A 26,163-nucleotide genomic window follows, 5' to 3' on the forward strand; every position below is an offset into this window, starting at 1 on the left:
GTATACCAGCACATCTTATTTTATTTTTATGTTTTTACACTGCTTTATTGCTAATACTAAGCAAAATCTTACATACCTTTCTTTCGAGTTCATATTATCTAGGTACGAAATGAATGCGTCATTGATATGGTATTTACTGGGTGCATATTTTATTAAATTGCGACATTTTAATTGATTAAGTAAAAATTTAAGTTTTATCGAAAGTAAAATAAATGTGAAAATATCTTGATCAAATAGTCTAAAAGACTATATTGGTTTTGCACGCTGATATAATTCACAAAAAGAGGATAAATATGAACGTAATTTTAAAATCTACGGCTATGTTGTTAGTGCTTGCATCTAGCCACTCTTATTCAGCTTTTAACGTAAATCCCCCGAGTGTTGGTGCTGATAGCTCGGGTACTTACCGTAACCTTGCACAGGAAATGGGTAAAACAAACATACAACAGAAGGTGAATAGTACTTTTGACAATATGTTTGGCTATAACAACACTCAACAACTTTATTACCCGTACACCGAAAACGGTGTTTATAAAGCACACTATATAAAAGCAATTAACCCAGACGAGGGCGACGATATAAGAACAGAAGGGCAGTCGTGGGGAATGACCGCCGCTGTCATGCTAAACAAACAGCAAGAGTTTGATAACCTATGGCGTTTTGCAAAGCGTATCAAAAAAATCCAGACAACCACCCTGATGCTAAAAAACAAGGCGTTTACGCGTGGAAACTAAAGCTTAATCAAAACGGCTTTGTTTATAAAGTAGATGAAGGCCCCGCTCCCGATGGCGAAGAGTACTTTGCTTTTGCACTACTTAATGCCTCCGCTCGTTGGGGCAATTCGGGTGAGTTTAACTACTACAACGATGCCATTACCATGTTAAACACAATTAAAAATAAGCTGATGGAAAACCAAATAATCCGCTTTTCACCTTACATTGATAACCTAACAGACCCTTCTTACCATATACCTGCGTTTTACGACTACTTTGCAAATAACGTAACTAACCAAGCAGACAAAAATTACTGGCGACAAGTAGCCACAAAAAGTAGAACCTTACTTAAAAACCATTTTACAAAAGTAAGTGGTAGCCCGCATTGGAACTTACCTACATTTTTATCGCGCTTAGATGGCAGCCCTGTTATTGGCTACATTTTTAACGACCAAGCAAACCCAGGTCAATGGTATGAATTTGATGCATGGCGCGTAATTATGAATGTGGGTTTAGACGCGCATTTAATGGGTGCTCAAGCGTGGCATAAAAGTGCAGTTAATAAAGCACTGGGCTTTTTAAGTTATGCAAAAACAAACAACAGTAAAAACTGTTACGAGCAAGTGTATTCGTACGGTGGAGCGCAAAACAGAGGCTGTGCAGGCGAAGGTCAAAAAGCGGCTAATGCAGTAGCGCTACTGGCTTCAACAAATGCTGGGCAAGCAAATGAGTTTTTTAACGAATTTTGGTCTTTATCGCAACCAACGGGTGACTACCGTTACTATAATGGTTCGTTATATATGTTAGCTATGCTGCATGTATCGGGCAATTTTAAGTTTTATAACAACACGTTTAATTAAATAACACTACCTAAGCAGCAAAAACTTAGGCAGCAAAAAACCGGTGTAACCAAGTTACACCGGTTTTTTATGTACAACGAGTAAGCTAACTTTTCTCGTTAATAAGTTGCTTAACTAATTTAGCTAATTAGCCAAGCCCGCTACTTTTACATCAAGCGTAAACAAGCCCTTAGCGGTGGTTATTAATAACGTTTTGCGATTTTTACCACCAAACGCAAGGTTAGTTACATTAGGGACAAGTTCAATTTTATCGATAAGTGAGCCGCGTGGCGTGTAAATATTAATAACGCCTTTTTTGTGACTGCTTACGTAAATATTGCCAGCAGAGTCTACTTTTATACCATCGGGCGAGGTTACTTTAATAAAGTCTTCGCGCGGTGAAATATCACCGTTTTCATCAATAGTGTATTTGCTGACGCGGTTGCTAAAGTCGCCAACATAAAGGGTACGTTGATCAGGCGAGAGTGCAACACCATTGGGCTTTTCAAGAGTAGCGTCAATTAAACTAAGTATGCCTGTATTGCTTAACTTATACACACCGGTATAAGACATTTGCTGAGTGCGTTCGCCTAGTTGCCAATTAGGATCGGTAAAAAATATATCGCCATTTTTATGCATAGTCATATCGTTTGGTGAGCTAAAGCTTAGCCCATCAAATTTATTGACTATTACGGTATTGGTCTTACTTTTTATATTAATTTTAGAAAGCGATTGCGTACTATGGTTAAGCGTATAGAGGTTCTCTCCTTTGGCATACAAGCCGTTTGTACCACTGTGTTTTAAATAAGTGGTGAGGGTATTGGGCAGCACTAATTTATAAATGGTCGAATCAGGGCCAAGTGCTTGCGAGCTTGCAAAGTTCATTTCTGAAAAATAAAACGCATTGTCATGGCTTGACCACGTTGGGCCTTCTAAAAATAATAAATTGTCACTAACAAGTGTGGGTGTTACGCCCTTTATTAATGGCGACTGCTCATTGCTTTGGCTGTTTACAGTGTTTAACAAAGGTGTATTTTCAGGTTGTTGTGCCAGCGCTGCTTTATTAAAACAGAGCATTAATACAACTAAGCTTAGCGTTTTTTTGTGTGTTTTTAGCATAGACGTTTACTCAGGTTTGTTTAATTTATAATTAATGGTCATTTTGACTATATCATTTATTTTTTTCGTTGTATGATATTTATCGAAAAGAATAACGCATCAACGGAGCACACACATGCATAAAAAACACACACTCAGCCTGCTTTTACTTACAGGATCATTAAGCGTAAACGCTGCACAAGAGCAAGGCCTTAAAAACACCTTTGTAGACTCATTCAAAATGGGGGTTGCTGTAAATCAAGATATAGTGATAGGCAAAAACGCAGCCGCGCAGTCAATTATTGCTAAGCAATTTAATACAGTCACCCTAGAAAACGCCATGAAAGCAGAAGTAATTTACACACAGCAAGGTAAGGTCGATTTTAGTGGTGCAGATGCGTTTATAGATTTTGCCAAGCAAAACAACATGTTTACCGTAGCCCACACCTTAGTGTGGCATAACCAAACGCCTGACTGGTTTTTTACAAATAGTAAAAATGAGCCAAATACCCCAGCAGAGCAATTAGAGCAAATGCGCAAACACATAGAGCTTGTAGCAGGGCGCTATAAAAACAAAGTAGATGCGTGGGATGTAGTTAACGAAGTGATTGCTGATGATGGCTCTTATCGCCCAACTGTGTGGGTTAACCGCGTAGGCGATGGCGATACTATGGTAAAAGCCGCGTTTAAATACGCCCAGCAGTATTCACCTAATACCGAGCTTTACTACAACGATTTTAATGCATGGCGACCAGAAAAAAGAGACGGCATTATACGCATGATCAAAATGCTGCAAAAAGAAGGTATTCGAATCGATGGCATTGGCATACAAGCGCACTGGGGGCTTAATTTTCCTAAAATGCAATATATTGAACAAGCCATTGACGCCTACGCCGCGCTGGGTATAAAAGTGATGATCACCGAGCTTGATATAGACGTGCTGCCGTTAACAAAAGAGGGGCAAATTACCGGCACCGATATGATGAAACCACAATTTCAGCTAGAAGAGTTTGAAACCTACCTCGACCCATACAAAAATGGCTTGCCAAGCGACGTAGAGGCGCAATTAAACGCCCGTTATAAAGCCTTGTTTGAACTGTTTTACGCAAAGCGCGATGTAATAGACCGCGTAACCTTTTGGGGATTACACGATGGAATGTCGTGGAAAAATGATTATCCAATCCCAAATAGAACCAATTACCCATTATTATGGAACCGCAATTTAACCCCTAAACCAATCATAAAAACAATTTCTGACGTAGCTCAGTAAACAAGTCGATGTGTGAAGTGTAAAGCCGAGTATTTTTAAATGCTCGGCTTTTTTTGTTGTCGCCTCTAGCTTATACCAATCCGCAATAATACTTAATCATTTTGAGGGGCTAAAAGCGTCGCTATCAGCGTTAAAAAATTCTCTTTTAGAACAACTAAATAGCTATTTTTTGCCTAGCTATCAACACGTTTTTCCATCCTCAAAATAGATCACTTAATTAAGCGGATTGGTATTAAAACAAAAAGGTACCCTAAACATATTTCAGCGTTTGTTACCGAATAGAGTGAATATTGCACTTGATCGTTATTGTTAGTTGGACTATAACTATGTTGGTTTTTAGTTAAATTAATAACACTGTATTTACACACACAATAAAGCAGTAATAATTTAATTTTAATCTAAGTGTAAGTTATTGTAATTATTGCTTTGTATTATCTTTAATGAAGCGTAAATAATTCAATAGTAATTAAAAAAATAAAAGTAAATGTATAATTATTTGACTTATTTACCTAGTGGTCAAATTGAATAAAAGGCGAGATTTTACCATCGTTCATATTCTTAAAAAATGCATTTATTACTCAAACTTAAGGATTAAAAATGAAGAAATTTTTTATTCAAACCACTGGATTAGTGGCCTTGATGTCACTGATTGTCGCATGCGGAGATAATAATAAAGACCCCGAGGTGCCTGTGGTTGTGGAAGTTGTAGTCCCCGATACCCCTGAGGTCGAAGCGCCAGAAGCCGCTAAAATAATGAATGGCGGTTTTGAAGATGATGCCGCGGGAGAAACCACAGCAACAGGAAACTGGGTTTTTAGACCCGATCAAGAGCCTACTGCGTTCTCCACAATAAACATTATTGAGTCAGAAGAAGGGGTGAATACTTACAAAGGCACAAAAGCAGTTGAGGTTAACGTTAATACATTGGGTGACAACCCTTGGGGTATTGAAATAGCTTATGAAGACCTTCCTATCACTGGTGGTAAAAATTATGAGTTTAGTGTTTGGGCAAAAGGTGAAGAGGGCACCAGTGCAGATTTTTGGATACAGACTCCTGCGCCAGATTATGGTCAACTTAGCCTAGTAAAAGAAACACTCACAGGCGAGTGGCAAAAAATAACATTAATAGCTGCAACGGCCGAAGCTGACTCTTTAGTAAGGTTGGCAATTCACTTTTCAAAAGAAGAGAACATTAACAAGTCTATATACCTAGACGAATTTTCAGGTTTTATTTTAGACGATGTCCCAGCAGAAGAAATACCTGATGTTCAATACAGCGAAGTGACAGCACAAAGTTTAAAAGCATTAGCACCTAATTTTAATATTGGCGTGGCTGTGCCTGCAGGTGGATTTAGTAACAGCATAATAGACAGGGCAGAGATTAGAACGATTGTTGAACAACACTTTAATCAGCTCTCTGCTGAAAATATTATGAAGCCCACCTATTTACAACCTACCCAAGGCGAATTCTTTTACGATGATTCTGATGAGCTAGTTAACTACGCCAAAGACAACTCACTTACTATACATGGCCATGTTTTTGTTTGGCACTCGCAAATTGCGCCTTGGATGCAAAGTTTTCAAGGTGATAAAGCCGCGTGGATAACCATGATGGAAAATCACATCACACAAGTTGCCACTCATTTTGAAGAAGAAGGCGATAACGATACCGTCGTTAGCTGGGATGTAGTTAACGAAGCGTTTATGGAAAATGGCAAATACCGCGGTGAAAAAACCACAAACGACAGTGCCGACGAATCTGTGTGGTTTGAAAACATAGGTGCAGAATTTTTACCGTTATCATATAAAGCAGCAAGAGCAGCAGATCCTGATGCTGATTTATATTACAACGATTACAACCTGATTTGGAATGCTGATAAATTAGATGCTGTTATCAATATGGTTAACGACTTTCAAACCAATGGTGTGCCTATTGATGGTATAGGGTTTCAATCTCATATTTCACTTAACAGCCCTGATATTTCAACCATTCAGGCACACCTTCAAAAAGTGGTCGATATTCGCCCTAAAATCAAAGTAAAAATTACCGAGCTAGATGTTCGTATGAACAACGAAGGCGGCATTCCTCTAACTTACCTAACCAGTGAAAGAGCGGACGAACAAAAGCAGTACTACTACGATATTGTTAAAACATACTTAGAAACGGTACCTGAAGATCAACGCGGTGGCATTACTATTTGGGGCGTAATTGACGAGGATAGTTGGTTACAAAACTGGCCAGAGCCAACAACAGAATGGCCACTGTTATTTTTTAATGACTATACACCAAAACCGGCTTTGCAAGGTGTTGCCGATGCGCTGCAAGAGCTAATTGAAGTAGCAGAGCCAGAGCCTTCAGCTGAGTTGCTAACTAATGGTGACTTTGAAGCAGGGCTTGATTCATGGCAATCACGAGGCAGTGCTACTATTTCACTTGAAATAACCCAAGCTCACAGTGGTAATAATAGCGCTTTAGTACAAGGGCGAACTGAAACGTGGAATGGGTTACAAAAAGATGTAAAAGGCTTATTTACAGCAGGTAAAACCTATAATGTATCTGCGTGGGTTAAGTTATCTGACGATAGCACCGCGGTATCGCCTGGAGTTAAGCTCACACTGCAAATTGAGCATGCGAGCACTGAATACCTCGAGCTAACCACTGTTACAAACGTAGTTGCAGGCGATTGGGTACAGCTTTCGGGCACTTATACCCATTCAATTACAACCGAGGAAAGCGCGGCTTTACTTTATGTGGAGTCAAACGAACTGACTGCTGATTTTTATGTAGACGACGTATCGGTCACTTTGGTAGAACAATAAACCAAACTAACAGTAATTAACCCCACATTTGATAGTCTGTATTTTTATACAGACTATTTTTTGAGGGCTTTCATAAAAAGAAGTGCACTATGCTTTTATATTAGTAATGGGTATCGCTTTAAAGCGACATATACCGTCGGTATAAATAAATTAGCACGATAACGCCAGTGCGTGAAAAGCTATATTAGTTTGACTCAAATGACGAAAGTTTCTTTTGAACGTTATTTCGTAATACATCGTCTATGTACTCATTAAATGCCTTATTACCGGTTACCAAGGGGTTTTGTTGATCAGATTTACGATTTTTTAATGTATTAATTTGATTAATTAGATCATGTGAAAACGGGTGGTTTGAGATACTTCCATCAACATCGTTTTTGTTTGCAATTTTTTGAAAATAATTTAAAGAGTGCAAATAAGTTTGATTTGCTTCTTTAGTATCCGGTAAACCGGTACCTCCCCAAAGTGCAACTGTATGAGGTATGCCATTATCTGTAACAGATATTATCAAAGACAACCCACCAGGCGTATGCCCTGGTGTAGCAAGTACAGTTAAATTAGTTTTACCTAAACTTATTTTTTCACCATCGATAACTTGGGTGTAAGTGCTAGGTAATGGTATTTCGGTAGAAAAATTACCGAAAGGATCAGTTAATACAGGTGCATTTGGATTATGGATGTAGTCCCACTCATTTTTTCTCATTAAAATTTTAGCGCCATAATGTGATTCAAAGTAGTGAGCGCCACCATAATGGTCGCTATGGCCGTGAGTAACTATCACGTATTTAATATCTTCAGGATTTAAGCCTAACTCTCTCAGTCCAGGAACAATCACATGTTTGGCATCGTGCGGGGTCCACATGGTATCGATTAAAATAATGCCCTCAGTTGTAGTGATAACAAAAGTGCCTACGCTGATATATCCTACAAAATAAAGGTTATCAAATAGCTGAGTGGGTTCAACAACAGTGGTATTGAACAAATCACTAGAGGTTAGCGAGGAAGGTAGTTTATTTAATCTAGTACTTATTTTATCTTCACTCAATTTTGTAATATTACCGGTATTTGATGTTGTGCAGCCGCTCAGTAAGTAAGTTATTACTGTAATCGAGAAAATGCCTAAAAATGTTTTTTTCATATTTTACACCTTAGTTAATTAGGCATATTAAAAGCCCAAGTAATAAACTTTAGTACGTCGTCTATTTAATTATTAAATACAGGGTATGAACTCAAAATTAAAATTTAATGGATAAAACAACCTTAGCCTTTGTTTGTTTAGAGATCGAGCTTGTTATCTTTAGGCTAAATGAGAGATGTGAAAGCATTTGTCATTTTGTAAATGAGGGTTTGAATAACGATAGAAGCGAATATATCGTTATTCATTGTATTGAAAATAGCTCTAGGTTACTTACTATCCTAGGCGTTTATATCATTGACTCGGTTAATTATGATATTAATTAATAAAGCACATAAAATAACGGCAGGTATTGCATTGGCAACACTGTCGTAAACTACATGAAAAAATGTTGCACCAGCCATAATAACTAACAAACCACTTGCAGCTAAAATGCTTAGTTTTTTTATCCAAATAGCAATAGCACCTGCAAGTTCACTTGCACCAATAAAATAGCCAAACCAAGCAGGTAAACCCATGAGTGCAAAAGATAAGTGCATTTGCTCAACTCCTGCTAGTTTTGCAGAGCCTGCAGCTATAAAGGCAAGTGTTGTTAATCCTAGTGATGTATACATAAAAATTCTTTTTACTTTTGTGCTCATGTTATTCCCAACTTTAATAAGAGTGATTTAAGCAGATGCTTAGCTTTTGAGGTTAGAATAATCACAGTTCTTATTAATTAATATTGAATGTTTTTTTATAAGATATAAACTTTAGCTTTACATGTTTGGCGTAAATTATGAAATTAGAACAGCTTAGTATGTTTGTTACTGTTGCTCAGGTTGGATCATTGAGTGAAGCAAGTGCTCTTTTACACAAAACTCAACCAGCTATAAGCCAAGGTATTAAGCAACTAGAAAATACCCTTAACTTTGCCTTATTTAGTCGTAATGGTTATCGGTTAGAGCTTACCAGTGCAGGAAAAACTATGTTTCATAAGGCTATGAAATTGCTAGATGATGCAGCACAACTTAAACAAGTTGCACACCACATAGCACAGGGGAACGAGGTAAGTATAACGATTGCAATTGAAGCATCATTTAATTTAAAGGGTATTTTACCATTACTAAAAAACATGCAAAATCAGTTCCCTGAAACTCAAATAATAATCAGGCAAGAGTACATAACAGGTGCAATTGAAGCCTTACTTGATGGCGGTGCCGATCTGTGTATAACACCAACAATGGAATTTTCTGCACAAGAAGAGAAAATTGAAAAGCATTTGTTAAATAGCGGCTCATTAATCAATGTAGCTTCCCCTTTGTTGTTAAAGCGAAATCCAAACCTTAGGCAGGCCACTGATTTGTTGAACGAATACCAAATAATTGTGCAGGACTCAGGCACTGGTTCAAAAAACATAGAGTGGGGTGTACAGCAAGGTCAGCGACGATGGTATGTAAATGACTTTCCAACTAAAAAAATGCTTATCGAAAGTGCAATGGGTTGGGGTAAATTACCAGGTTATTTAGCTGATGAAGGTATTGCAAATAATACTCTTCAAATGCTGTCACTTAGTGATGTGCAAAATATAACGCCTCTAAAATATTACATTATTAAGAAAAGGGGAGAAGTGTTGGGGCCTGTAGCAGAGGCCGTGTGGGAGCAATTTAAAAACTATCAGATATAGCAATTACATATATGTGAAAAACGTATTTAAATTACTTCCCTAAAAAAGCCACTAAAACCTACTTAGTTTGATATCTTACTACCACAAACTTAAGCGGCACATCGCCATTATTATAAATGCCGTGTACGTCGTTAGGGGCTGCAAATAAGATATCTCCAGTATGAGCAGGCTGGCTTTTGCCATTAAGCGTCCAGGTACCTGACCCCTCTAAAATCATTAAGTATTCTTCATCAGGATGCTGGTGGGCGGGGTGTATTTCGTTATTAGGTTTAATAACCGCAACGCCTGTAATAGCGCCCTTGGTGAGTGGTGTATCGCCGTAAAAGTAAGTATGAAAATCAGCGCCTTCGTAATGAGTAATGTGCGCGTCTTTTTGACTCACAATAGCTGATGTAAGTTGAGTGGGTTTATCAGCTGCGTTTACAGTTAATGCAAAGATGGCTACTGCTATTAATGATAAGGTGGTTGTTATATTTTTCATGTGTGTCCTTGCTAATTTTCGTGCTAGTTAAAAGTGTTATTTTTGTTCAGTCTATTTTAATAAAACGTTGTTGTCAAAAAGACTATATGGTGTTAAGTTTACGTTGCACACTAAAAAACACACAACAGGTACATCATGCATAAAAATAAATTTACGATTGCTATTTTATTAGGAATGTCGAGCCTTGCACTTGGCTGTAATGGCTCAGCAGAGCAAAGCAAACCAACATTAAAAGCGCCGGAGCAATTAACGCTTAAAGCGCAATTTAAAGAGCACTTTAAAATTGGCACAGCGATTAGCCGCGACCAAATATTAGGGGCTTTGCCTGAAGATTTAAATGTGGCTAAAGCGCAATTTAATACCTTTACGCCAGAGAACTCAATGAAGTGGGAGCGTATACACCCAGAGCTAGAAACCTATGATTTTGAAGCCGCTGATGCGTTAGTTCAGTACGCACAAGAGAACAACCAAGAATTAGTTGGGCATACATTAGTGTGGCATTCGCAAACTCCTGACTGGGTTTTTGAAGACGAACAAGGCGAGCCGCTAACCCGCGATGCATTACTTAAGCGCATGCAAAACCATATTAATGCTGTTGCAGGGCGTTATCAAAACCGCATTTTTGCATGGGACGTGGTAAACGAAGCACTTAACGAAGACGGCACACTGCGTGAATCTAAATGGAGCACCATTATTGGTGACGACTTTATAGAATATGCGTTTAAATACGCTAAGCAGGCAGCGCCTAATGCCAAGCTATACTACAACGATTACAACTTATATAAGCCAGAAAAAAGAGCCGGTGCAATTGCGCTTATTAAAAATTTACAAAGCAAAGGCATTGAAATAGATGGTATTGGTATGCAAGCGCATTATTCGCTTGATAACCCAGAGCTTTCGTTAATGGAAGACTCTATTGTGGCATACGCTGCAACGGGTATTGATGTGATGATAACCGAGCTTGATATTTCGGTATTACCGTTCCCTGAAGGTGAAGAACAAGGGGCTGATATTTCGTTAGATATTGCGCTGCAAGAGCGATTTAACCCATACCCGAATGGTTTACCGAGTGAAGTAAACACCCAGTTAGGCGAGCGCTACAAAGCCGTGTTTGACATACTTAAAAAACATGACGATAAAGTAAGCCGTGTTACTTTTTGGGGTATAAGCGATGCACGTACTTGGCGCAACGATTGGCCAATGCAAGGGCGCACCGATTACCCATTATTAATTGACCGTGAGTTAAAACTTAAAAGCTTTGTAAGCGATTTATAATCGCACTAAACATTTAACCTCCCGCAAAGGATCGCTTAATAGCGATCCTTTTTTGGTTTATAAAATAGCTATTTTTTATTGGTTTTAGTTAAGCAGTAACTAAGTATGCGTTTGCAAAGGTACTTGTGGTGTTAAATAGCTAAATGGGAAGTGTGGGTTATTAGGGCTGTCGGGGAAAAATTGCGGCTCTAGGCAAATACCGTCAAATTGGTTAAACGGACTTTTTAAGTGCTGCCCTGTATAAACCTGAATAGCAGGGTAGTTAGAAAGCACACTCAGCATTACTTTTTCATCGGCGCTAGTAAGCTCTGCGTGTTGCTTATTGGCTTGCAGGTTAAGTACTTGCTCGGTGACAAAGTTATGATCGAGTCTATCGGTTTTATTAAGCACACGCGCATTTGTGTAGTCAAAAATGGTATTTGCTACTGGGGCTATTAAACCTGTGGGAATGGCGTTTGTATCTACGGGGGTATAATGCGCGGCGGCCAGTTTTAATGTATGCCCTTGTGCGCTGTTAGTAATGCCATTTAAATTAAAGTACGGATGCGCTGTTGGCCCTGCAATGGTTTTTTTATTACTGGTAATCGTAAATTTAATATCAAGATTACTTTGGTTTTTACTGTTAGTGGTAAAGGTATACAGCACGTTAAATATAGTTTTACCGGGGTAGCCGTTGTATCCATCGGGTAGAGTAATACTTAAACTTAGCGCATTTTTTTGATGATAATCGAGCTGCCAAAATAAGTCGCTTAATGCTTTTTGGCCGCCGTGAAGTTGGTTTACTCCTTCGTTTTTATTAAGTGCATAGGCTTTATCATCGATGTTTATTTGGGCGTTACTTAGCCTGTTTGCATAAGGACCGGCTACAGCGCCTAAGTAAAACGTGTCGTTTAAATAGTCATTAATATTAGAATAGCCAAGTATAATATTTCGTTTTTTATTATCAACATGGGTAACCCAGCTGGTAAGCCGGGCACCATAGTTAATAATAGAAATAGTGTCGTTTGCTTCATTACTTAGTGTGTATTGAACAATTGAAGTTGTCATGTTGGTTACTCTTTTAATTGTTCGTTCTTGCTTTTTTAATTTCTTCTTTTACGATTGGGTACAGATCGTATGTTGGATAAAACTCAGTGCTGTAGGCTTTCCAACCATAACGTTCAATCGATAAATTTACTTTTGGTAATAACGCTGCCGGAAAGCGCAAGGTAACAACTTGCCCTATGCCCATCATTACTTTCCAAGATTCTACTGTTGCGCCCTCTGGTGGGAAGTGTTTGTAAAAGTTAGCGTTGTTTAGTATTTCTTTTATTTCAGAGAGGTTTTTTGATTGGTCGTGCTTTAAAAAAATCGTTAGCATTAGTTCATCATTTTGCTCGTCACTTGCCCATGCGTTAAAACTAGTACTTGCACTAAAAAGCATAATTAATAGTAAATATTTCATAGTTCACCTTTGTTAGTTAATTATAAAAATGCGCCGAGCTTTGAAAGGCTTAGCGCATTAATTGGATAAAGTTTGAATTATTTAGCGCATTACGCGTACTAAATATATTAAGCGTTGGCTTTAATTAACGCCTGCGCGGTGCTCACTACATTTTTGGTGGTAAAGCCAAAATGATCTAATAACACGTTACCTGGCGCCGACTCACCAAAAGTGCTCATACCAATTACTTTGCCTTGTAAGCCAACATATTTAAGCCAGTAATCTTGGTGTGATGTTTCAATTGCAATACGGTTTGCTACCGAGTTTGGCAATACACTTTGCTTGTAATCGTCTGATTGTAGATCAAACAATGTGGTGCTTGGCATTGATACCACACGCACTGCAACGCCTTGTGCTGTAAGCTCTTTTGCGGCTTGCATTGCTAAATCAACTTCAGAACCCGTTGCAATTAAAATAAGCTCAGGCACTTTATTGCTATCGCTAAGAATATAGCCGCCTTTTTCTATGTCGCTAATTTGCTGAGCGCTGCGTGGCTGGTGGTTGAGCCCTTGGCGACTAAAAATAAGCGCCGTAGGTTGCTGCTGATTTTGTATCGCGTTTTTCCACGATACTGCAGTTTCTACTGCGTCACATGGGCGCCATGTGACTAGGTTTGGCGTCATACGTAGGTTGGCTAGTTGCTCAATAGGTTGGTGAGTCGGACCGTCTTCACCTTGACCAATAGAGTCGTGGGTATACACAAATATATTTTGAATACCCATAAGTGCCGACATTCTTACTGCGTTACGGGCGTATTCCATAAACATTAAAAATGTAGCACCGTAATTAATAAAACCACTGTGCAGTGATATGCCATTCATAATGCCGCTCATACCAAACTCGCGCACGCCATAAAACAGGTAATTACCGCTGGCGTCATCTGCGCTTATGCCTTTAGAGCCAGACCACAGCGTTAAGTTAGAACCGGCTAAATCGGCAGAGCCACCCAGTAACTCTGGTAAATGCGGGGCAAAGGCTTCAATGGTGTTTTGCGAGGCTTTTCGGCTGGCAATATTAGCGGCGTCTTTGTTGCACTGTGCAATATAGTTGTTTGCAATAGCTTCGAAGTTGTCAGGAAGGGTGCGTTTAATTACGCGTCGCTCAAATTCTTTAGCAAGCTCTGGGTGGCTTTTGGTGTAGTCGCTAAATAGTTGTTGCCATTGTTTTTGTTTTTTATCACCGCTTTGTTTAGCGTCCCAATGGGCGTAAATATCATCACTGATACTAAATGCTTCATTTGGGAGGTTTAAAAATTTGCGCGCCGCAGTTATTTCGTCATTACCTAATGGCGAGCCATGGCAGTCGTGCGAGCCTGATTTATTTGGCGAGCCAAAACCAATCACGGTTTTACAACAAAGTAGAGTAGGTTTATCGCTCACTTGTTTTGCTTGTTCAATGGCGCTTGCAATTTGCTCTGGGTCGTGGCCGTCTATATCTTTTATTACATGCCAGCCGTAAGCGTCAAAGCGTTTAGCGGTGTCGTCGGTAAACCAGCCCTCAACGTGTCCGTCGATAGATATGCCGTTATCGTCCCAAAAAGCAATAAGTTTACCCAGGCCTAATGTGCCTGCAAGCGAACATGCTTCGTGCGATATGCCTTCCATTAAACAGCCATCGCCCATAAAACAGTAAGTGTAATGATCAACAATATCAAAACTCTCTTTGTTAAATTGTGCTGCTAGGGCTTTTTCGGCAATAGCCATACCTACGGCATTTGATAAACCTGCGCCAAGCGGACCTGTGGTTGTTTCAACACCTGGGGTGTAACCGTATTCAGGGTGACCTGGGGTTTTTGAATGCATTTGTCTAAATTGTTTAAGCTCGCTAAGTGGTAGTTCGTACCCACTTAAATGCAATAAAGAATAAATAAGCATAGAGCCGTGACCGTTACTGAGTACAAAGCGGTCTCGGTTTGGCCAATTTGGATCGGTTGGATTGTGGTTTAAAAAATCGTTCCACAGTACTTCGGCTATATCGGCCATACCCATAGGTGCGCCCGGATGCCCTGAGTTTGCTTGCTGTACCGCATCCATACTGAGTGCACGAATGGCATTAGCAAAAGGCGCACGAGAAGAAAGTTGAGTCATGTATTACCTCAAATAAAATTAAAAAAGCCCGCACGTTATGTGGCAGGCTTGAGGGAAATTAGTTTAGTAAGTCTTCAACCAATTTAGCCAAAATACGCTGATCTTTGGCAAAGTTACGAATACCTTCACCGAGCTTTTCGCTGGCCATTGCATCTTCGTTGTGCTGCCATAAAAATTGCTCATGGGTGAGTGCGGTTAAGTCACTTTGCGGTGCTTTGGCAATGTTTGCAGCGTCAAGCTTTGTAACCAGTTCACCTTCTTGGCTTTGTAAATCATTGAGTAATGATGGCGAGATAGTCAGTAAATCGCAGCCAGCAAGTTCGATTATTTCCTGGGTATTTCTAAAGCTTGCACCCATTACCACGGTTTTATAATCGTACTTTTTATAGTACTGATAAATACCTGTAACCGACTGCACACCAGGATCTTCGCTTGGGGTGTATTCTTTATTATCGCGGGCTTTGTACCAATCAAGAATACGACCAACAAACGGAGATATAAGCGTTACGTTAGCTTGTGCGCACGCAATGGCTTGAGCCATCGAAAAAAGCAGCGTTAAGTTACACTTAATGCCTTCTTTTTCTAACTGCTCGGCGGCTTTAATGCCTTCCCATGTTGAAGCAAGTTTAATAAGTACGCGGTCTTTTGAAATACCCGCTTGCTCGTAAAGTGAAATAAGCTTACGCCCTTTGGCAATACTTGCTTGGGTATCAAACGATAAACGCGCATCTACTTCGCTCGATATACGCCCAGGTATTACTTTTAGTATTTCACAGCCAAAGTTAACAATAAGTTGGTCGCATATAGCGTCAACGTTGTTGCCAGCTTTTTGTATAGCGTCTTCAATTAAATGTTTATATTGAGGTAATTTTGCAGCTTGTAAAATTAACGAAGGATTGGTTGTTGCATCAACCGGTTGTAGGGCTTTGATTGACTCTACATCGCCACTGTCGGCAACGACCGTGGTTACTTTTTTGAGTTGTTCTAACAAGTTCATAATGATGTACGCCTCGGCTTTAAAACCGAGGCGATGTCCTTATACGTAGCGGTTAACAATATTCTCAAGCAGTTCTTGGCGACCAGAAACTTGCTTAGGATCGATGTTGTTCTCGTGTACTAAGGCTGAAAGGCTTTCAAGTGATTGCTCACCATTTAGAATGCTTTGACCTAGGTCTTCTTTCCAACCAGCGTAACGTTTTTCAACAAAATCAGTCAGCTCGCCGCCTTCAATCATTGCTGCTGCATTGAGTAATGCTTTAGCCATCGTATCCATACCGCCAATGTGACCAATGAATAAGTCATCACGCTCACACGATTGACGACGAAGTTTAGTGTCAAAGTTAAAGCCGCCTGTTGTAAAACCACCCATTTTTAAAATTTCGTAAACAACAAGTGTGCACTCAGCTACGTCGTTAGGGAATTGGTCAGTATCCCAACCGTTTTGCATGTCGCCACGGTTAGCATCAATACTACCCATAATGCCTTCTGCGCAAGCCACTGCAATTTCGTGGTGGAAGCTATGACCCGCAAGTGTTGCGTGGTTTGCTTCAATGTTTACTTTAATTTCGTCTTGTAAGCCGTGCTTGTATAAAAAGCCTGCAACCGTTGCTGTATCGTAATCGTACTGGTGCTTAGTTGGCTCTTGTGGTTTTGGCTCAATTAATAATGTGCCTTTAAAACCAATTTTTTTCTTGTGCTCTACAACCATTTTCAAAAAGCGTGCGTACTGTTCGCTTTCTTGTGCAAGGTCTGTATTTAGTAGCGTGTCGTAACCTTCACGACCACCCCAAAGTACGTAGTTTTCGCCGCCTAAACGATGCGTAATTTCCATTGCATGTTTAACTTGTGCTGCTGCATATGCATACGTATTAGGATTAGGGTTTGTTGCACCACCGGCACAAAAACGCTGATTTGAGAATAAGTTAGCAGTACCCCACAGTAGTTTTACACCTGTGCGCTGCATTTCTTTTTCGATAATGTTAGCTATGTGCGTTACGTTATCGTGGCTTTCTTGTAGTGTTTTACCTTCAGGGGCAATATCAACATCATGAAAACAAAAGTAAGGAACGCCTAATTTTTCATAAAATTCAAAGGCTACTTTTACTTTTTGTTCAGCAAGTTCTAATTGATTGCCTACAGGTTGGATCCAAGGACGGTCAAACGTACCTTCACCAAAAATATCAAACCCTGTAGAACAAAAGTTATGCCAGTAACAGGCTGCAAAACGTAAATGTTCTTTCATTGTTTTGCCAAGCACTACTTGGTTTTCGTCGTAATAACGAAATGCAAATGGGTTTTTAGAGTTTTCACCCTCAAATTTAATTTTCTCAACGTTTGTAAAAAATTGTTCGCTCATAATGTGCTCCATTAATTTTATAATAGTGTATTAAAAGTATGTTTTTACACTTTGGTAAAGTGCTTTGTATGTTGTGTATTGCTGTGCGTAAAAGTCTTGCATGACTGGATCTGGCTCAATTGTTTGCGTTACCTTGCCGTTAACACACACTTGTTGTGCAGGGAGTTGTGTTACTGCTATTCGGGCAAGTCTTGCTGCGCCAAATGCGGGGCCAACTTCTGAGCCTTCTCGGTAAATTAGGGGGCGGTTGAGTACACTTGCGATGATTTTTCCCCACAGTGGGCTTTTAGCGCCACCACCAATAACGGTTACATCGTCAATTTGTGCGCCGGCATCAAGCAGTACTTGTTGGCCATCGGCAAAGGCAAAAGCAACGCCCTCTAGTACTGCACGGCCAAGAGCTGCTGCATCGGTATCGCTGTCTAAACCAAAAAATACGCCTTTGGCATCGGGGTTATTATGCGGCGTACGCTCGCCAGTTAAATAAGGTAAAAATATGACTGAGCTTGGTTTGCTAAAATCGCATTTACTTACTTGTTCAAGGAGTGCGCTTTCGTTTTCAAAACCGGTTAATTTAGTGACCCAGGTTAAACAGCTTGCTGCGCTTAACACCACTGACATTTGGTGCCAGGTGTTTTCAATGCAATGACAAAAAGTATGTACAGCACCTTCTGGGTTAGGCAGGTATTTATCGTTAGCAACAAAGTAAACGCCCGAAGTACCTAATGACAAAAACGCTTGTTTAGGCCTTACTACGCCAACACCAGCAGCGCCTGCGGCATTATCGCCACCACCTGCAACAACAGGTACTTGTTCCATACCCCATTTAGCAGCAACTTGGGCTGTTAATTTGCCAGTAATTTGTGTGCCCTCAAAAAGGGTAGGCATGTGTTGCTCTGTTAAGTCGCAGGCGCTAAGCATTTTTTGCGACCATGCTCTTTTTTCTACGTCTAGCCACAGTGTGCCTGCTGAGTCAGACATGTCTGATGCAAAATCACCGGTCATTAAAAAGCGTAGGTAGTCTTTTGGTAATAATACTTTGGCGACTTTTGCAAAGTTTTCTGGCTCAAACTCTTTTAACCACACCAATTTAGGTGCAGTAAAACCAGGCATTGCTATGTTGCCGGTAATATTACGAGAATTTGGTTCGCGTTTTTCAAGCTCTACACATTGTGCAGCACTGCGCCCGTCGTTCCATAAAATGGCTGGGCGAATAATATTATTGTTTTTATCAAGCAGCGTTGCGCCATGCATTTGCCCAGAAAGGCCCACAGCCTTTACCGATTTTAGTAATGCAGGGTGAGTCTTTTTAAGATCCTCGATTGCACTACAGGTAGCAAGCCACCAATCTGAAGGGTTTTGCTCAGAAAAAAGTGGTGCTGGGCGTGAAACGCTTAAAGAGCCACTTGCTTGAGCAAGCAATTGGTCTTGCTCGTCTAAAATAATTACTTTTACACCTGAAGTGCCTAAATCGATACCAAGGAACATAAATGTGATACTTAATGTTGTTTTAGTGTTAGCGCTAACATTAATGATTTGATATTGTTAAGTCAAGCTAGTTTTAAACTATGTTTAACAATTAATTTGCAAGTTTATTGCTTGGTTGTTGGAGTTCACTTAAATTTCTTTTTAAGATCATAAGGAAACACTATGAAAAAAATAAACTGGGGTATTGTTGGTTGTGGCCGAATTGCCGCACAATTTTGTGAAGACTTAGCACATACAAATAATGGTGTTGCGTACGCAGTTGCAGCAAGAAATGGGGATGATGCAACCGCTTTTGCGAGCAAGTATGGTGCGGCCAATGCCTACGAAGGGTATCAGGCATTATTTCACGATAAAAACGTTGATGTAGTTTACATTGCGACCCCGCATAACTTTCACTTTAAAAATGCCAGCGATGCTATTAAAGCAGGTAAGCATGTATTGTGCGAAAAGCCCATTACGGTTTCGGCTGAAGAGTGTAAGCAGTTGTCTTTACTGGCTAAAAAGCACGACGTATTTTTAATGGAAGCCATGTGGACGTACTTTTTACCTGCAATACAAAAAGCAAAACAATGGGTAGAGCAAGGGCGAATTGGCACTATTAAACATGTTAAAGCTGACTTTGGCTATCCTGTGCCTTTTAACCCCGACGGGCGTGAATACAACCCAGATTTAGCGGGCGGTTGTTTACTTGATATGGGAATTTATCCGCTTGCCATTGCCAATTACTTTTTAAATAACGACCTTGAAAACTTATACGTAAGAGCAAATGTTCGCTACAAAGGCGTGGAAGACGATGTACTTATTACTGCTAATTGTGGTGATGTAATGGTGAGCTTAGCAACGTCATTTCAATGCCGGTTAGGGAATGGCGCGTATATTATTGGCGACAAAGGCTATATAAAAATACCCGATGCATTTAGGGCTTATGAGTGCTCTTTGTATGAGCTTGATGACTTAATTGAGCATTTTGAAGATGGCAGGCAGTCACAAGGTTATAGCTTTGAAGCGCAAGAAGTAGGGCGCTTACTGAGCGAAAACAAACGAGAGAGTGACATTATGAGCCACTCTCAAAGTTTACTTTTACAATCGCAAATGGAGCGTATTAAAGCCCTGTTTTAAAATAGTTTTAAGAGAACTTTAATAGAGCTTTAAAAGAGTTTTGAATGAGCTTTAAAGCAGTTTCAAAAAGCTTTCAATCAAATAATAAACTTAACTGGCGGCGATTTATTCGCCGCTAGGTTCGTCATAATTAAAAAATGAAAAGTGAGCTTCTCTATTTCTCCCCGATAAATCTTGGCAAGCCATACCAACAAAAGCACCGGTAAAACACGGGCGATACCCTTGCGGTGATTGCTGCACGTAATCATCAGATAAAATACTGCCATCGAGCACTGGACCAAACTTTATCCAGCAGTTTTTCTCGGTGGCATAATAAAACTGTAGCTGCGCGCCATTAAAATCAGCTTTTAAGTAAACAGGTTTGTTTGTTTTAAGCAAAAGCGGTGCAACAGGCGTACTTGTTTGGTATTTATCGCAGCTTATTATATTTAAATAACGTGGTGTGGTTTCATCGCCTACATCGCCGCCGCTTATATGCAAATAGTAGTAATGAGCGGTGTTGTAATAACATACTAGCCCCGCCATTTGTTGAAAACTGCTTGGTGCAAAATCAACGCATGTGCTGCAAACAGTATGATGAGCCTGTACACGCCTGGCAATAAAACTTTGCTGATGCAATGAGCTTAAAGACTCTTTTCCCACTAAGGTGAGCGATGATTTTTGGGCATTCTTATACACCCAGCTTTTGCACATGGGTATACGCAATGACTGAAAATCAACAGTCAGATCATCTTTACTAAAATCAATATGTGTTGTGGGTTGCGGCTGTGAATTTAGCATTAAACCCTCAATGGGTACGTGCATTGTCGGGGCTTTATTTGTGTGTTTGGCATAAGGCCAGTCATCGTCTTTCCAGATTATTTGCTCAATCCCTGTTTCACGCCCTGTAATGCAGCGGCCACGCTCAGTCAGTGGTCTAGATGTTAAAAATACCGTGTACCAATCACCGGCTTGCGTTTGAAAAAAATCTCCATGGCCACATTTTTGTAGCGTATTACTCGGCTCGTGGGCTGCTGTAATAACGGGGTTGTGCGGGTGTACTTGGTAAGGGCCAAATACGTTTTTAGAGCGCGCTATACTAATGCAGTGTTCATACCCAGTGCCACCTTCAGCGGTAATTAAATAGTAGTAATCGCCGCGTTTTAAAATATGTGGGCCTTCAGTGCAACCAAGTTTTGTGCCTGAAAATATAGGTTTAACATCGCCTATTAACTTATTGGTTTTTAGGCAAAGCTCTTGCATTACTATGCCACCAAATAGTGCGTTGTTGCGGTGATCAACCAACATGTTTAGCAAATAGCTTTTACCGTCATCATCGTGAAAAATAGACGGATCAAAACCGCTAGAGTTTAAGTAAGTCGCTTGTGACCAGTTACCGGTAATATCAGTGGTTGATACAAAATAGTTTGGTGTGTCTTTGTAAGGGCCATCAAAGCTTTTTACATTGGTATATACCAAATAAAAACGGCCATTATTGTAACTAAGTTGCGCAGCCCATACGCCGCAAGAATCAGGCACTCCTCGCATATCGAGTTGCTCTACGGTGTTAAGTGCTTGGCCTATAACTCGCCAATTTACTAAATCGGTAGAGTGGTGAATTTGCACACCGCCAAACCATTCAAATGTTGAAGTGGCTATGTAGTAGTCGTTATTAACTCTGACAATGTTTGGGTCTGGGTTAAAGCCTCTTAGAATTGGGTTTTGCAGCATGCTCATAATATAGGCCTTTTTAAGTTTTTTATATTATTGGGTATGAATATTACAAATTTGTTGTTAGCGCTAACATTTTCAGTGTAGTATAAGACTTTGTCAATAAGTAATCATATAAAACGCGCTGTAAACAATATCAAGCTTTACAATTATGTATAATGAAAATTAAGAAAGTTAATTATAACAATCACATGATTGTGAGTAGGTAATAAGAATATGGCCGATCCTAAAAGAGCAAGAATACAAGATGTAGCCGAGCAGGCTGGTGTATCAATGATGACAGTTTCGCGCGTGCTCAATCAAGACAAAAAAGTAAGCGACAAAACCCGCGAAAAAGTAATGGCGGTTGTTGAGCAATTAAATTACAGGCCAAATGTGTCTGCTAGGCGCCTTGCTAGTACTAAGTCATTCTTTTTAGGACTTTTATACGATAACCCAAGTGACTCTTACATAAGCCAGTTTTTGTTAGCAGCGCTTAAAAAATGCCGCGCACTGGGCTACCACCTAGTTGTTGACGAAGCGCATACCGATATTGACAAAACAATTGAATCGGTAAAGCAACTTATTGATGTTACACAGGTTGATGGCATGATTTTACTGCCCCCTATGTGCGACAACGAACAGGTTTTAGATGTGCTTACTAAAGCACAAGTACCATTTGTAAGAATAACGCCAGATACAAAATTAAATCGCTCCCCTTATATATGCATGGACGATTACCAAGCGGCGTTTGATGTTACAGAGCATTTAATAAATCAAGGGCATAGCAAAATTGCACATATTATTGGCGACACTAAACAAGGTGTAAGCCGTTTGCGTTACCAAGGTTATTTAGATGCGCTGCGCTCTAATAAAATAATAACGCCACCTGAGTATATAGAGCAGGGCAGTTTTACCTATCAATCGGGTATGAAAGCGGCGATAAAATTACTTTCGCTTGATGATAAACCAACAGCTATTTTTGCAGCTAACGATGATATGGCGGCCGCTGTAATCTCAATAGCTCAAAAACAAGGTATTAATATTCCAAGCGAACTGTCGGTTGTGGGCTTTGATGACACGCAACTTGCAACTATAGTTTGGCCAAATATTTCTACGGTAAAACAGCCCATTAATGAAATGGCTGAGCTTGCGATTACTTTACTTGCATCGGGTCAGTACAACGATTTGAGCAATGTAAAAAGCTTAGACTTAAGACATATTTTAGATTTTGAATTAATAGAAAGAGAATCAAGCTCAACCAATAAAAACAACTAAATAAGCACACCCTTTTGAGCTTCAAAATCTATATAAAATAACAACAACACACAATATGGATACTTATGAACGAGAAAGAAAATGTACTTTTAATAGTACTGGTTTGCTTTGTTGCGACCATTGGCGGTTTTTTATTTGGTTTTGACAGCGGCGTAATTAACGGCACTGTTGATGGATTACAAACGGCGTTTGGCTCCAGTAGTGCGGGTACGGGATTTAACGTATCGAGCATGCTAATTGGTTGTGCCATTGGTGCGTTTTGCGCAGGTCGATTGGCTGATAAATTTGGTCGGCGTCCAATTTTACTTTTTGCCGCTGCTTTATTTATTATAAGTGCTTGGGGCTCGGGTGTGTCAGTCACATCGTTTGAATTTGTGATTTATCGCATTTTAGGCGGCTTAGCTGTAGGGGCTGCATCGGTTATGACCCCAGCTTATATTAGCGAAATTGCCCCCGCACGATACAGAGGCACGCTCTCTACACTGCAACAAGTGGCTATTATATTTGGTTTATTTAGCGCATTTGTGAGTAACTATTTTTTAGCAAATACGGCTGGCGGCTCTACGGCTATATTTTGGCTCGACTTTGAAACATGGCGTTGGATGTTTTGGGTTGAGTTATTACCTGCATGCTTGTTTTTAATCGCTTTATTTTTTATCCCTGAAAGCCCACGATACTTAATTATGGCTGGTAAAAAAGACGCTGCTGCACGTGTTTTATCGTCATTATATGGTGCTGAAACTGCCGCTCTTAAATTAAATGAAATAGCAGAGTCTCTTGCTGGGGATAAACACCAACCTAAATTATCTGATCTTATTGATAAACCTAAAAAACGTTTACGCCCCATTGTTTGGATAGGAATTAGCTTAGCTACATTTCAGCAATTAGTCGGCATTAACGTTGTTTTTTACTACGGCGCGGTACTTTGGCAAGCAGCAGGCTTTACTGAATCTGACGCGTTACTCATTAATATAATAAGCGGCTTTGTAAGTATTTTAGCGGTGTTTATTACCATGTATTTTATAGACAAAATTGGTAGAAAACCTTTTTTGTTAACCGGCTCAATTGGTATGACGGTGACGCTTTCGGTTATTGTTTATGCCTTTTTAAACGCAGATATTGGCTCAACAGGTAATTTAGAGCTAGGAGAGCAGGGCATAGTTGCTTTAATAGCCGCTAATGCTTATGTGTTCTTTTTTAACTTATCGTGGGGCCCTGTAATGTGGGTTATGTTAGGTGAAATGTTCCCTAACCAAATTCGCGGCTCTGGCCTTGCAGTTACCGGCTTTGCCCAGTGGATAGCTAACTTTTTAATTACCTGGTCGTTCCCTGTCATGCTCACCGGTATAGGTTTAGCAGGTGCGTATGGTTTTTACGCATTTTGCGCGTTTGTTTCAGTTATATTTGTATTTAAGTTTTTACACGAAACCAAAGGCAAAGAGCTTGAACAAATGAAAGGGTAAATATTACCCCTTTAATAAGCGCCAAAACTAAAGCAATAGTTTTGGCGTTGTTAGACTACCTCACTCCTTAAGTTTTTTTTACTAAACCCAAACACTTTATAAACTCGCAGCAACTATCTCATTTCTCAATAGGTAAATTACTAATGCATTTAAGTAAAGTGTGAATAGCTTGTTCAATATCGCGATCTGTAATGGCGTTTAACATCATTTTTTAAACTTTTATTATTTCGATTTAAGCTGCCTCCATCGCTGTTTTCCCTTGGTTGTTAACTGGGTCATCAGCTTACGACTATGTTGTGAAAATGAATAATATTAGACGTGACGTAGTTTTTAAAAAGACGTAGTTGCGCAGTTTGTGTAATAAGCAACTAAAAAGCAAATACAGCTGATAGTCTGCAGTGAGCGAGGAGCAGTCATTGAGATTGGATAAATATAATAGTTAATTGAGCGGTCAAACTACTTTTTGCGTATGTAGCTATGAAAATGAACGACGCGCGCATATTAGTTCATTTAACTTTTCTTTAAAATTTTAGAAAACTTAGTGATAGTAATATCTTAGGTTATTTGTTAAAACATATATAATGTAGAAAATAGCGTGGCGTCAGCAGAAATATGCGCGATGAGCGTATTATTAAATTGTTATAAATTTTTCATCTAGGGAGTTATTTTGCAAAGAGGTTTAATTACTGTCGCTGGTAATATTAAGTTTCAAATGCAAGGATGTGGCTTAAGCTCAAACTTGACGCCTGAAGATATCCGTTTCTATTTAATGTATTGGGATAAAATTATAATCCCAACAAATAATCTAATACATTTTGGTATTCCTGATGAAGAAGATTTAATTAGTAGTAAAGCCTTATGGCGACCTAGAACAAGTCATGTTGGTCGCTTTTCTGGCCATGAGCTAGGTGAAGCTATAATTAAGGGACAAAGCGAAATTGCAGAGTTAATGTTAAAAGACTCTAAAACAGATTGGGTAGTGCACCAAACTGGCAATCAAATATTCTTACCTAAAAAAACTTCACAATATAACAACACTATTCGTGTTGATTTGTCTGGTGTATTGCCTGTTCCAAGTAAAGATACAAACATTAATGAGATACTTGAATTCAAGGAAAAAAGAGGCGCGGAACTTGAAGCATTGCACTCAACACTTGATGAATTATATAAAGAAATTTTAACCTCACCAGACCCCTCATTAGAAGCTAAGTCCATTTTCTCAAGATTAAATAAAGAAATTGAAGCACTTGAAAGGGTTTCTGGCGAAAAGTATAAGAAAACAAGTAAGTTTGATTTATCTGTTGAATTAAATCTAAATGGTAAAGATATTGCTATGGCTGGAGCATCAGGAGCCGCAATAGATTTTTTATCAAATGGCTTTACTATGCCAATAGCTACTACTTTAGCCGCTATTGGTGCTTGTGTGAAAGTTTCGGGGAAATCTACAAATACATTTTCAGCCGCGGATGAAAGGCTAAAATTAGGGTATATTTCTAAGGCTTCTGAAGTGGGCTTGGTGCAATAAATTTATAACAAGTTACTCATAAGGACGCAAAACGCTTGGTTGGCGCTCATTCTTCGCTAATCCTAGCCAAGCATTATCCGCATTTTATGCGGGCGTTACGAGCGTCCGCAATTGGCACTCTCCAGCCACTCGACAACATAAAATGTTGATAATAATTGGCAAGGTATTTTACTGTGTCGGATGGCGCTTCGCTTATCCGACCTACACTGGCACATAGCCGGAGTTGATATAAAAGCCAAACGTTCGGCTAACCCAATACAAAGCAGATTAAACCTGCTCTAAAAAGTAAATCACTAAGGTAAAACTTCAGTAATTATCGAGTACTCCCTTTATTTCAGTTTGAGATACCCAAGTTAGTAATACTTATTTCTGATATAC

Annotated in this window: 21 protein-coding genes; 10 read left to right on the forward strand and 11 right to left on the reverse strand. The window is 39.6% G+C overall.

From position 1 onward, the window contains the following. Positions 1-293 precede the first annotated feature (293 nt). Both QT16_RS21055 and QT16_RS16935 read left to right on the forward strand, forming a co-directional pair. The gene (locus tag QT16_RS21055; RefSeq protein WP_238719453.1) at positions 294-734 is read left to right on the forward strand and encodes a glycosyl hydrolase family 8; all 441 of its coding nucleotides are present in this window, start codon (positions 294-296) and stop codon (positions 732-734) included. Continuing rightward, positions 653-1,573, forward strand: a complete 921-nt coding sequence (locus tag QT16_RS16935; RefSeq protein ID WP_238719454.1) for a glycosyl hydrolase family 8 — start codon at positions 653-655, stop codon at positions 1,571-1,573. The genes QT16_RS21055 and QT16_RS16935 overlap by 82 nt, the downstream gene beginning before the upstream one ends. A 123-nt stretch (positions 1,574-1,696) precedes the next feature. Here QT16_RS16935 and QT16_RS16940 read toward each other — a convergent pair whose 3' ends face one another. Continuing rightward, the gene (locus tag QT16_RS16940; protein WP_039489529.1) at positions 1,697-2,671 is read right to left on the reverse strand and encodes an SMP-30/gluconolactonase/LRE family protein; all 975 of its coding nucleotides are present in this window, start codon (positions 2,669-2,671) and stop codon (positions 1,697-1,699) included. Positions 2,672-2,786: 115 nt separating this feature from the next. On the opposite strand from QT16_RS16940, the gene QT16_RS16945 reads away from it, so the two are divergent. Together QT16_RS16945 and QT16_RS16950 are read left to right on the forward strand one after the other, a co-directional pair. Next, positions 2,787-3,920 carry an endo-1,4-beta-xylanase gene (locus QT16_RS16945; RefSeq protein WP_039489531.1) on the forward strand — a complete coding sequence of 378 codons (1,134 nt, stop codon included), beginning with the start codon at positions 2,787-2,789 and terminating at the stop codon, positions 3,918-3,920. Positions 3,921-4,517: 597 nt separating this feature from the next. Further along, complete coding sequence (locus QT16_RS16950; RefSeq protein ID WP_039489533.1) at positions 4,518-6,740, forward strand: endo-1,4-beta-xylanase; 2,223 nt, start codon at positions 4,518-4,520, stop codon at positions 6,738-6,740. Positions 6,741-6,924: 184 nt separating this feature from the next. Here QT16_RS16950 and QT16_RS16955 read toward each other — a convergent pair whose 3' ends face one another. Both QT16_RS16955 and QT16_RS16960 read right to left on the reverse strand, forming a co-directional pair. Next, positions 6,925-7,878, reverse strand: coding sequence for an MBL fold metallo-hydrolase (locus QT16_RS16955; protein ID WP_039489536.1), 954 nt, complete (start codon positions 7,876-7,878; stop codon positions 6,925-6,927). Positions 7,879-8,156: 278 nt separating this feature from the next. Beyond that, a complete protein-coding gene (locus tag QT16_RS16960; RefSeq protein WP_238719455.1) occupies positions 8,157-8,489 on the reverse strand; it encodes a DoxX family protein in 333 nt (110 codons plus the stop codon). A gap of 164 nt (positions 8,490-8,653) precedes the next feature. Between QT16_RS16960 and QT16_RS16965 the strand changes: the two genes are divergently transcribed. Further along, entirely contained in the window at positions 8,654-9,541 is an 888-nt protein-coding gene (locus QT16_RS16965) for a LysR family transcriptional regulator (RefSeq protein ID WP_039489540.1), read from the forward strand. Positions 9,542-9,599: 58 nt separating this feature from the next. Here QT16_RS16965 and QT16_RS16970 read toward each other — a convergent pair whose 3' ends face one another. Then, positions 9,600-10,022 (reverse strand): cupin domain-containing protein, encoded by a 423-nt coding sequence (locus tag QT16_RS16970; protein WP_039489542.1) that lies wholly within the window; start codon positions 10,020-10,022, stop codon positions 9,600-9,602. Positions 10,023-10,157: 135 nt separating this feature from the next. Between QT16_RS16970 and QT16_RS16975 the strand changes: the two genes are divergently transcribed. Further along, positions 10,158-11,297 carry an endo-1,4-beta-xylanase gene (locus QT16_RS16975; protein ID WP_039489544.1) on the forward strand — a complete coding sequence of 380 codons (1,140 nt, stop codon included), beginning with the start codon at positions 10,158-10,160 and terminating at the stop codon, positions 11,295-11,297. A 99-nt stretch (positions 11,298-11,396) separates the two neighbouring features. Here the strand turns inward: QT16_RS16975 and QT16_RS16980 are convergent, their stop codons facing one another. The 6 genes from QT16_RS16980 to xylB all read right to left on the reverse strand — a co-directional run bounded on the left by QT16_RS16980 (position 11,397) and on the right by xylB (position 18,711). Further along, the gene (locus QT16_RS16980) at positions 11,397-12,344 is read right to left on the reverse strand and encodes an aldose epimerase family protein (RefSeq protein WP_052201174.1); all 948 of its coding nucleotides are present in this window, start codon (positions 12,342-12,344) and stop codon (positions 11,397-11,399) included. A gap of 13 nt (positions 12,345-12,357) precedes the next feature. Further along, entirely contained in the window at positions 12,358-12,741 is a 384-nt protein-coding gene (locus QT16_RS16985; protein WP_007585159.1) for a hypothetical protein, read from the reverse strand. Positions 12,742-12,848: 107 nt separating this feature from the next. Next, positions 12,849-14,867, reverse strand: a complete 2,019-nt coding sequence (tkt, locus tag QT16_RS16990) for a transketolase (RefSeq protein ID WP_039489547.1) — start codon at positions 14,865-14,867, stop codon at positions 12,849-12,851. A gap of 58 nt (positions 14,868-14,925) precedes the next feature. Continuing rightward, complete coding sequence (gene tal, locus QT16_RS16995; RefSeq protein WP_152609347.1) at positions 14,926-15,864, reverse strand: transaldolase; 939 nt, start codon at positions 15,862-15,864, stop codon at positions 14,926-14,928. Positions 15,865-15,903: 39 nt separating this feature from the next. Beyond that, complete coding sequence (gene xylA / locus QT16_RS17000; RefSeq protein WP_007375167.1) at positions 15,904-17,223, reverse strand: xylose isomerase; 1,320 nt, start codon at positions 17,221-17,223, stop codon at positions 15,904-15,906. Positions 17,224-17,253: 30 nt separating this feature from the next. Continuing rightward, positions 17,254-18,711 (reverse strand): xylulokinase, encoded by a 1,458-nt coding sequence (gene xylB, locus QT16_RS17005; protein WP_039489554.1) that lies wholly within the window; start codon positions 18,709-18,711, stop codon positions 17,254-17,256. A gap of 162 nt (positions 18,712-18,873) precedes the next feature. On the opposite strand from xylB, the gene QT16_RS17010 reads away from it, so the two are divergent. After that, a complete protein-coding gene (locus QT16_RS17010) occupies positions 18,874-19,830 on the forward strand; it encodes a Gfo/Idh/MocA family protein (RefSeq protein ID WP_039489556.1) in 957 nt (318 codons plus the stop codon). Between the two features lie 105 nt (positions 19,831-19,935). On the opposite strand, the gene QT16_RS17015 is transcribed toward QT16_RS17010, so the two are convergent. Then, complete coding sequence (locus QT16_RS17015) at positions 19,936-21,546, reverse strand: glycoside hydrolase family 43 protein (RefSeq protein WP_039489558.1); 1,611 nt, start codon at positions 21,544-21,546, stop codon at positions 19,936-19,938. Positions 21,547-21,756: 210 nt separating this feature from the next. Here QT16_RS17015 and QT16_RS17020 point away from each other — a divergent pair, with 210 nt between their 5' ends. From QT16_RS17020 to QT16_RS17030, 3 genes are all read left to right on the forward strand, one after another. Beyond that, entirely contained in the window at positions 21,757-22,797 is a 1,041-nt protein-coding gene (locus QT16_RS17020; RefSeq protein WP_033028786.1) for a LacI family DNA-binding transcriptional regulator, read from the forward strand. Between the two features lie 59 nt (positions 22,798-22,856). Then, positions 22,857-24,260, forward strand: coding sequence for a sugar porter family MFS transporter (locus QT16_RS17025; protein WP_370597200.1), 1,404 nt, complete (start codon positions 22,857-22,859; stop codon positions 24,258-24,260). Between the two features lie 667 nt (positions 24,261-24,927). After that, positions 24,928-25,785, forward strand: coding sequence for a DUF6236 family protein (locus QT16_RS17030; protein ID WP_039489561.1), 858 nt, complete (start codon positions 24,928-24,930; stop codon positions 25,783-25,785). Positions 25,786-26,163: the final 378 nt, after the last annotated feature.

It is taken from the genome of Pseudoalteromonas distincta, from assembly GCF_000814675.1.
In the GTDB taxonomy this organism is placed as follows: Bacteria; Pseudomonadota; Gammaproteobacteria; order Enterobacterales; family Alteromonadaceae; genus Pseudoalteromonas; species Pseudoalteromonas distincta.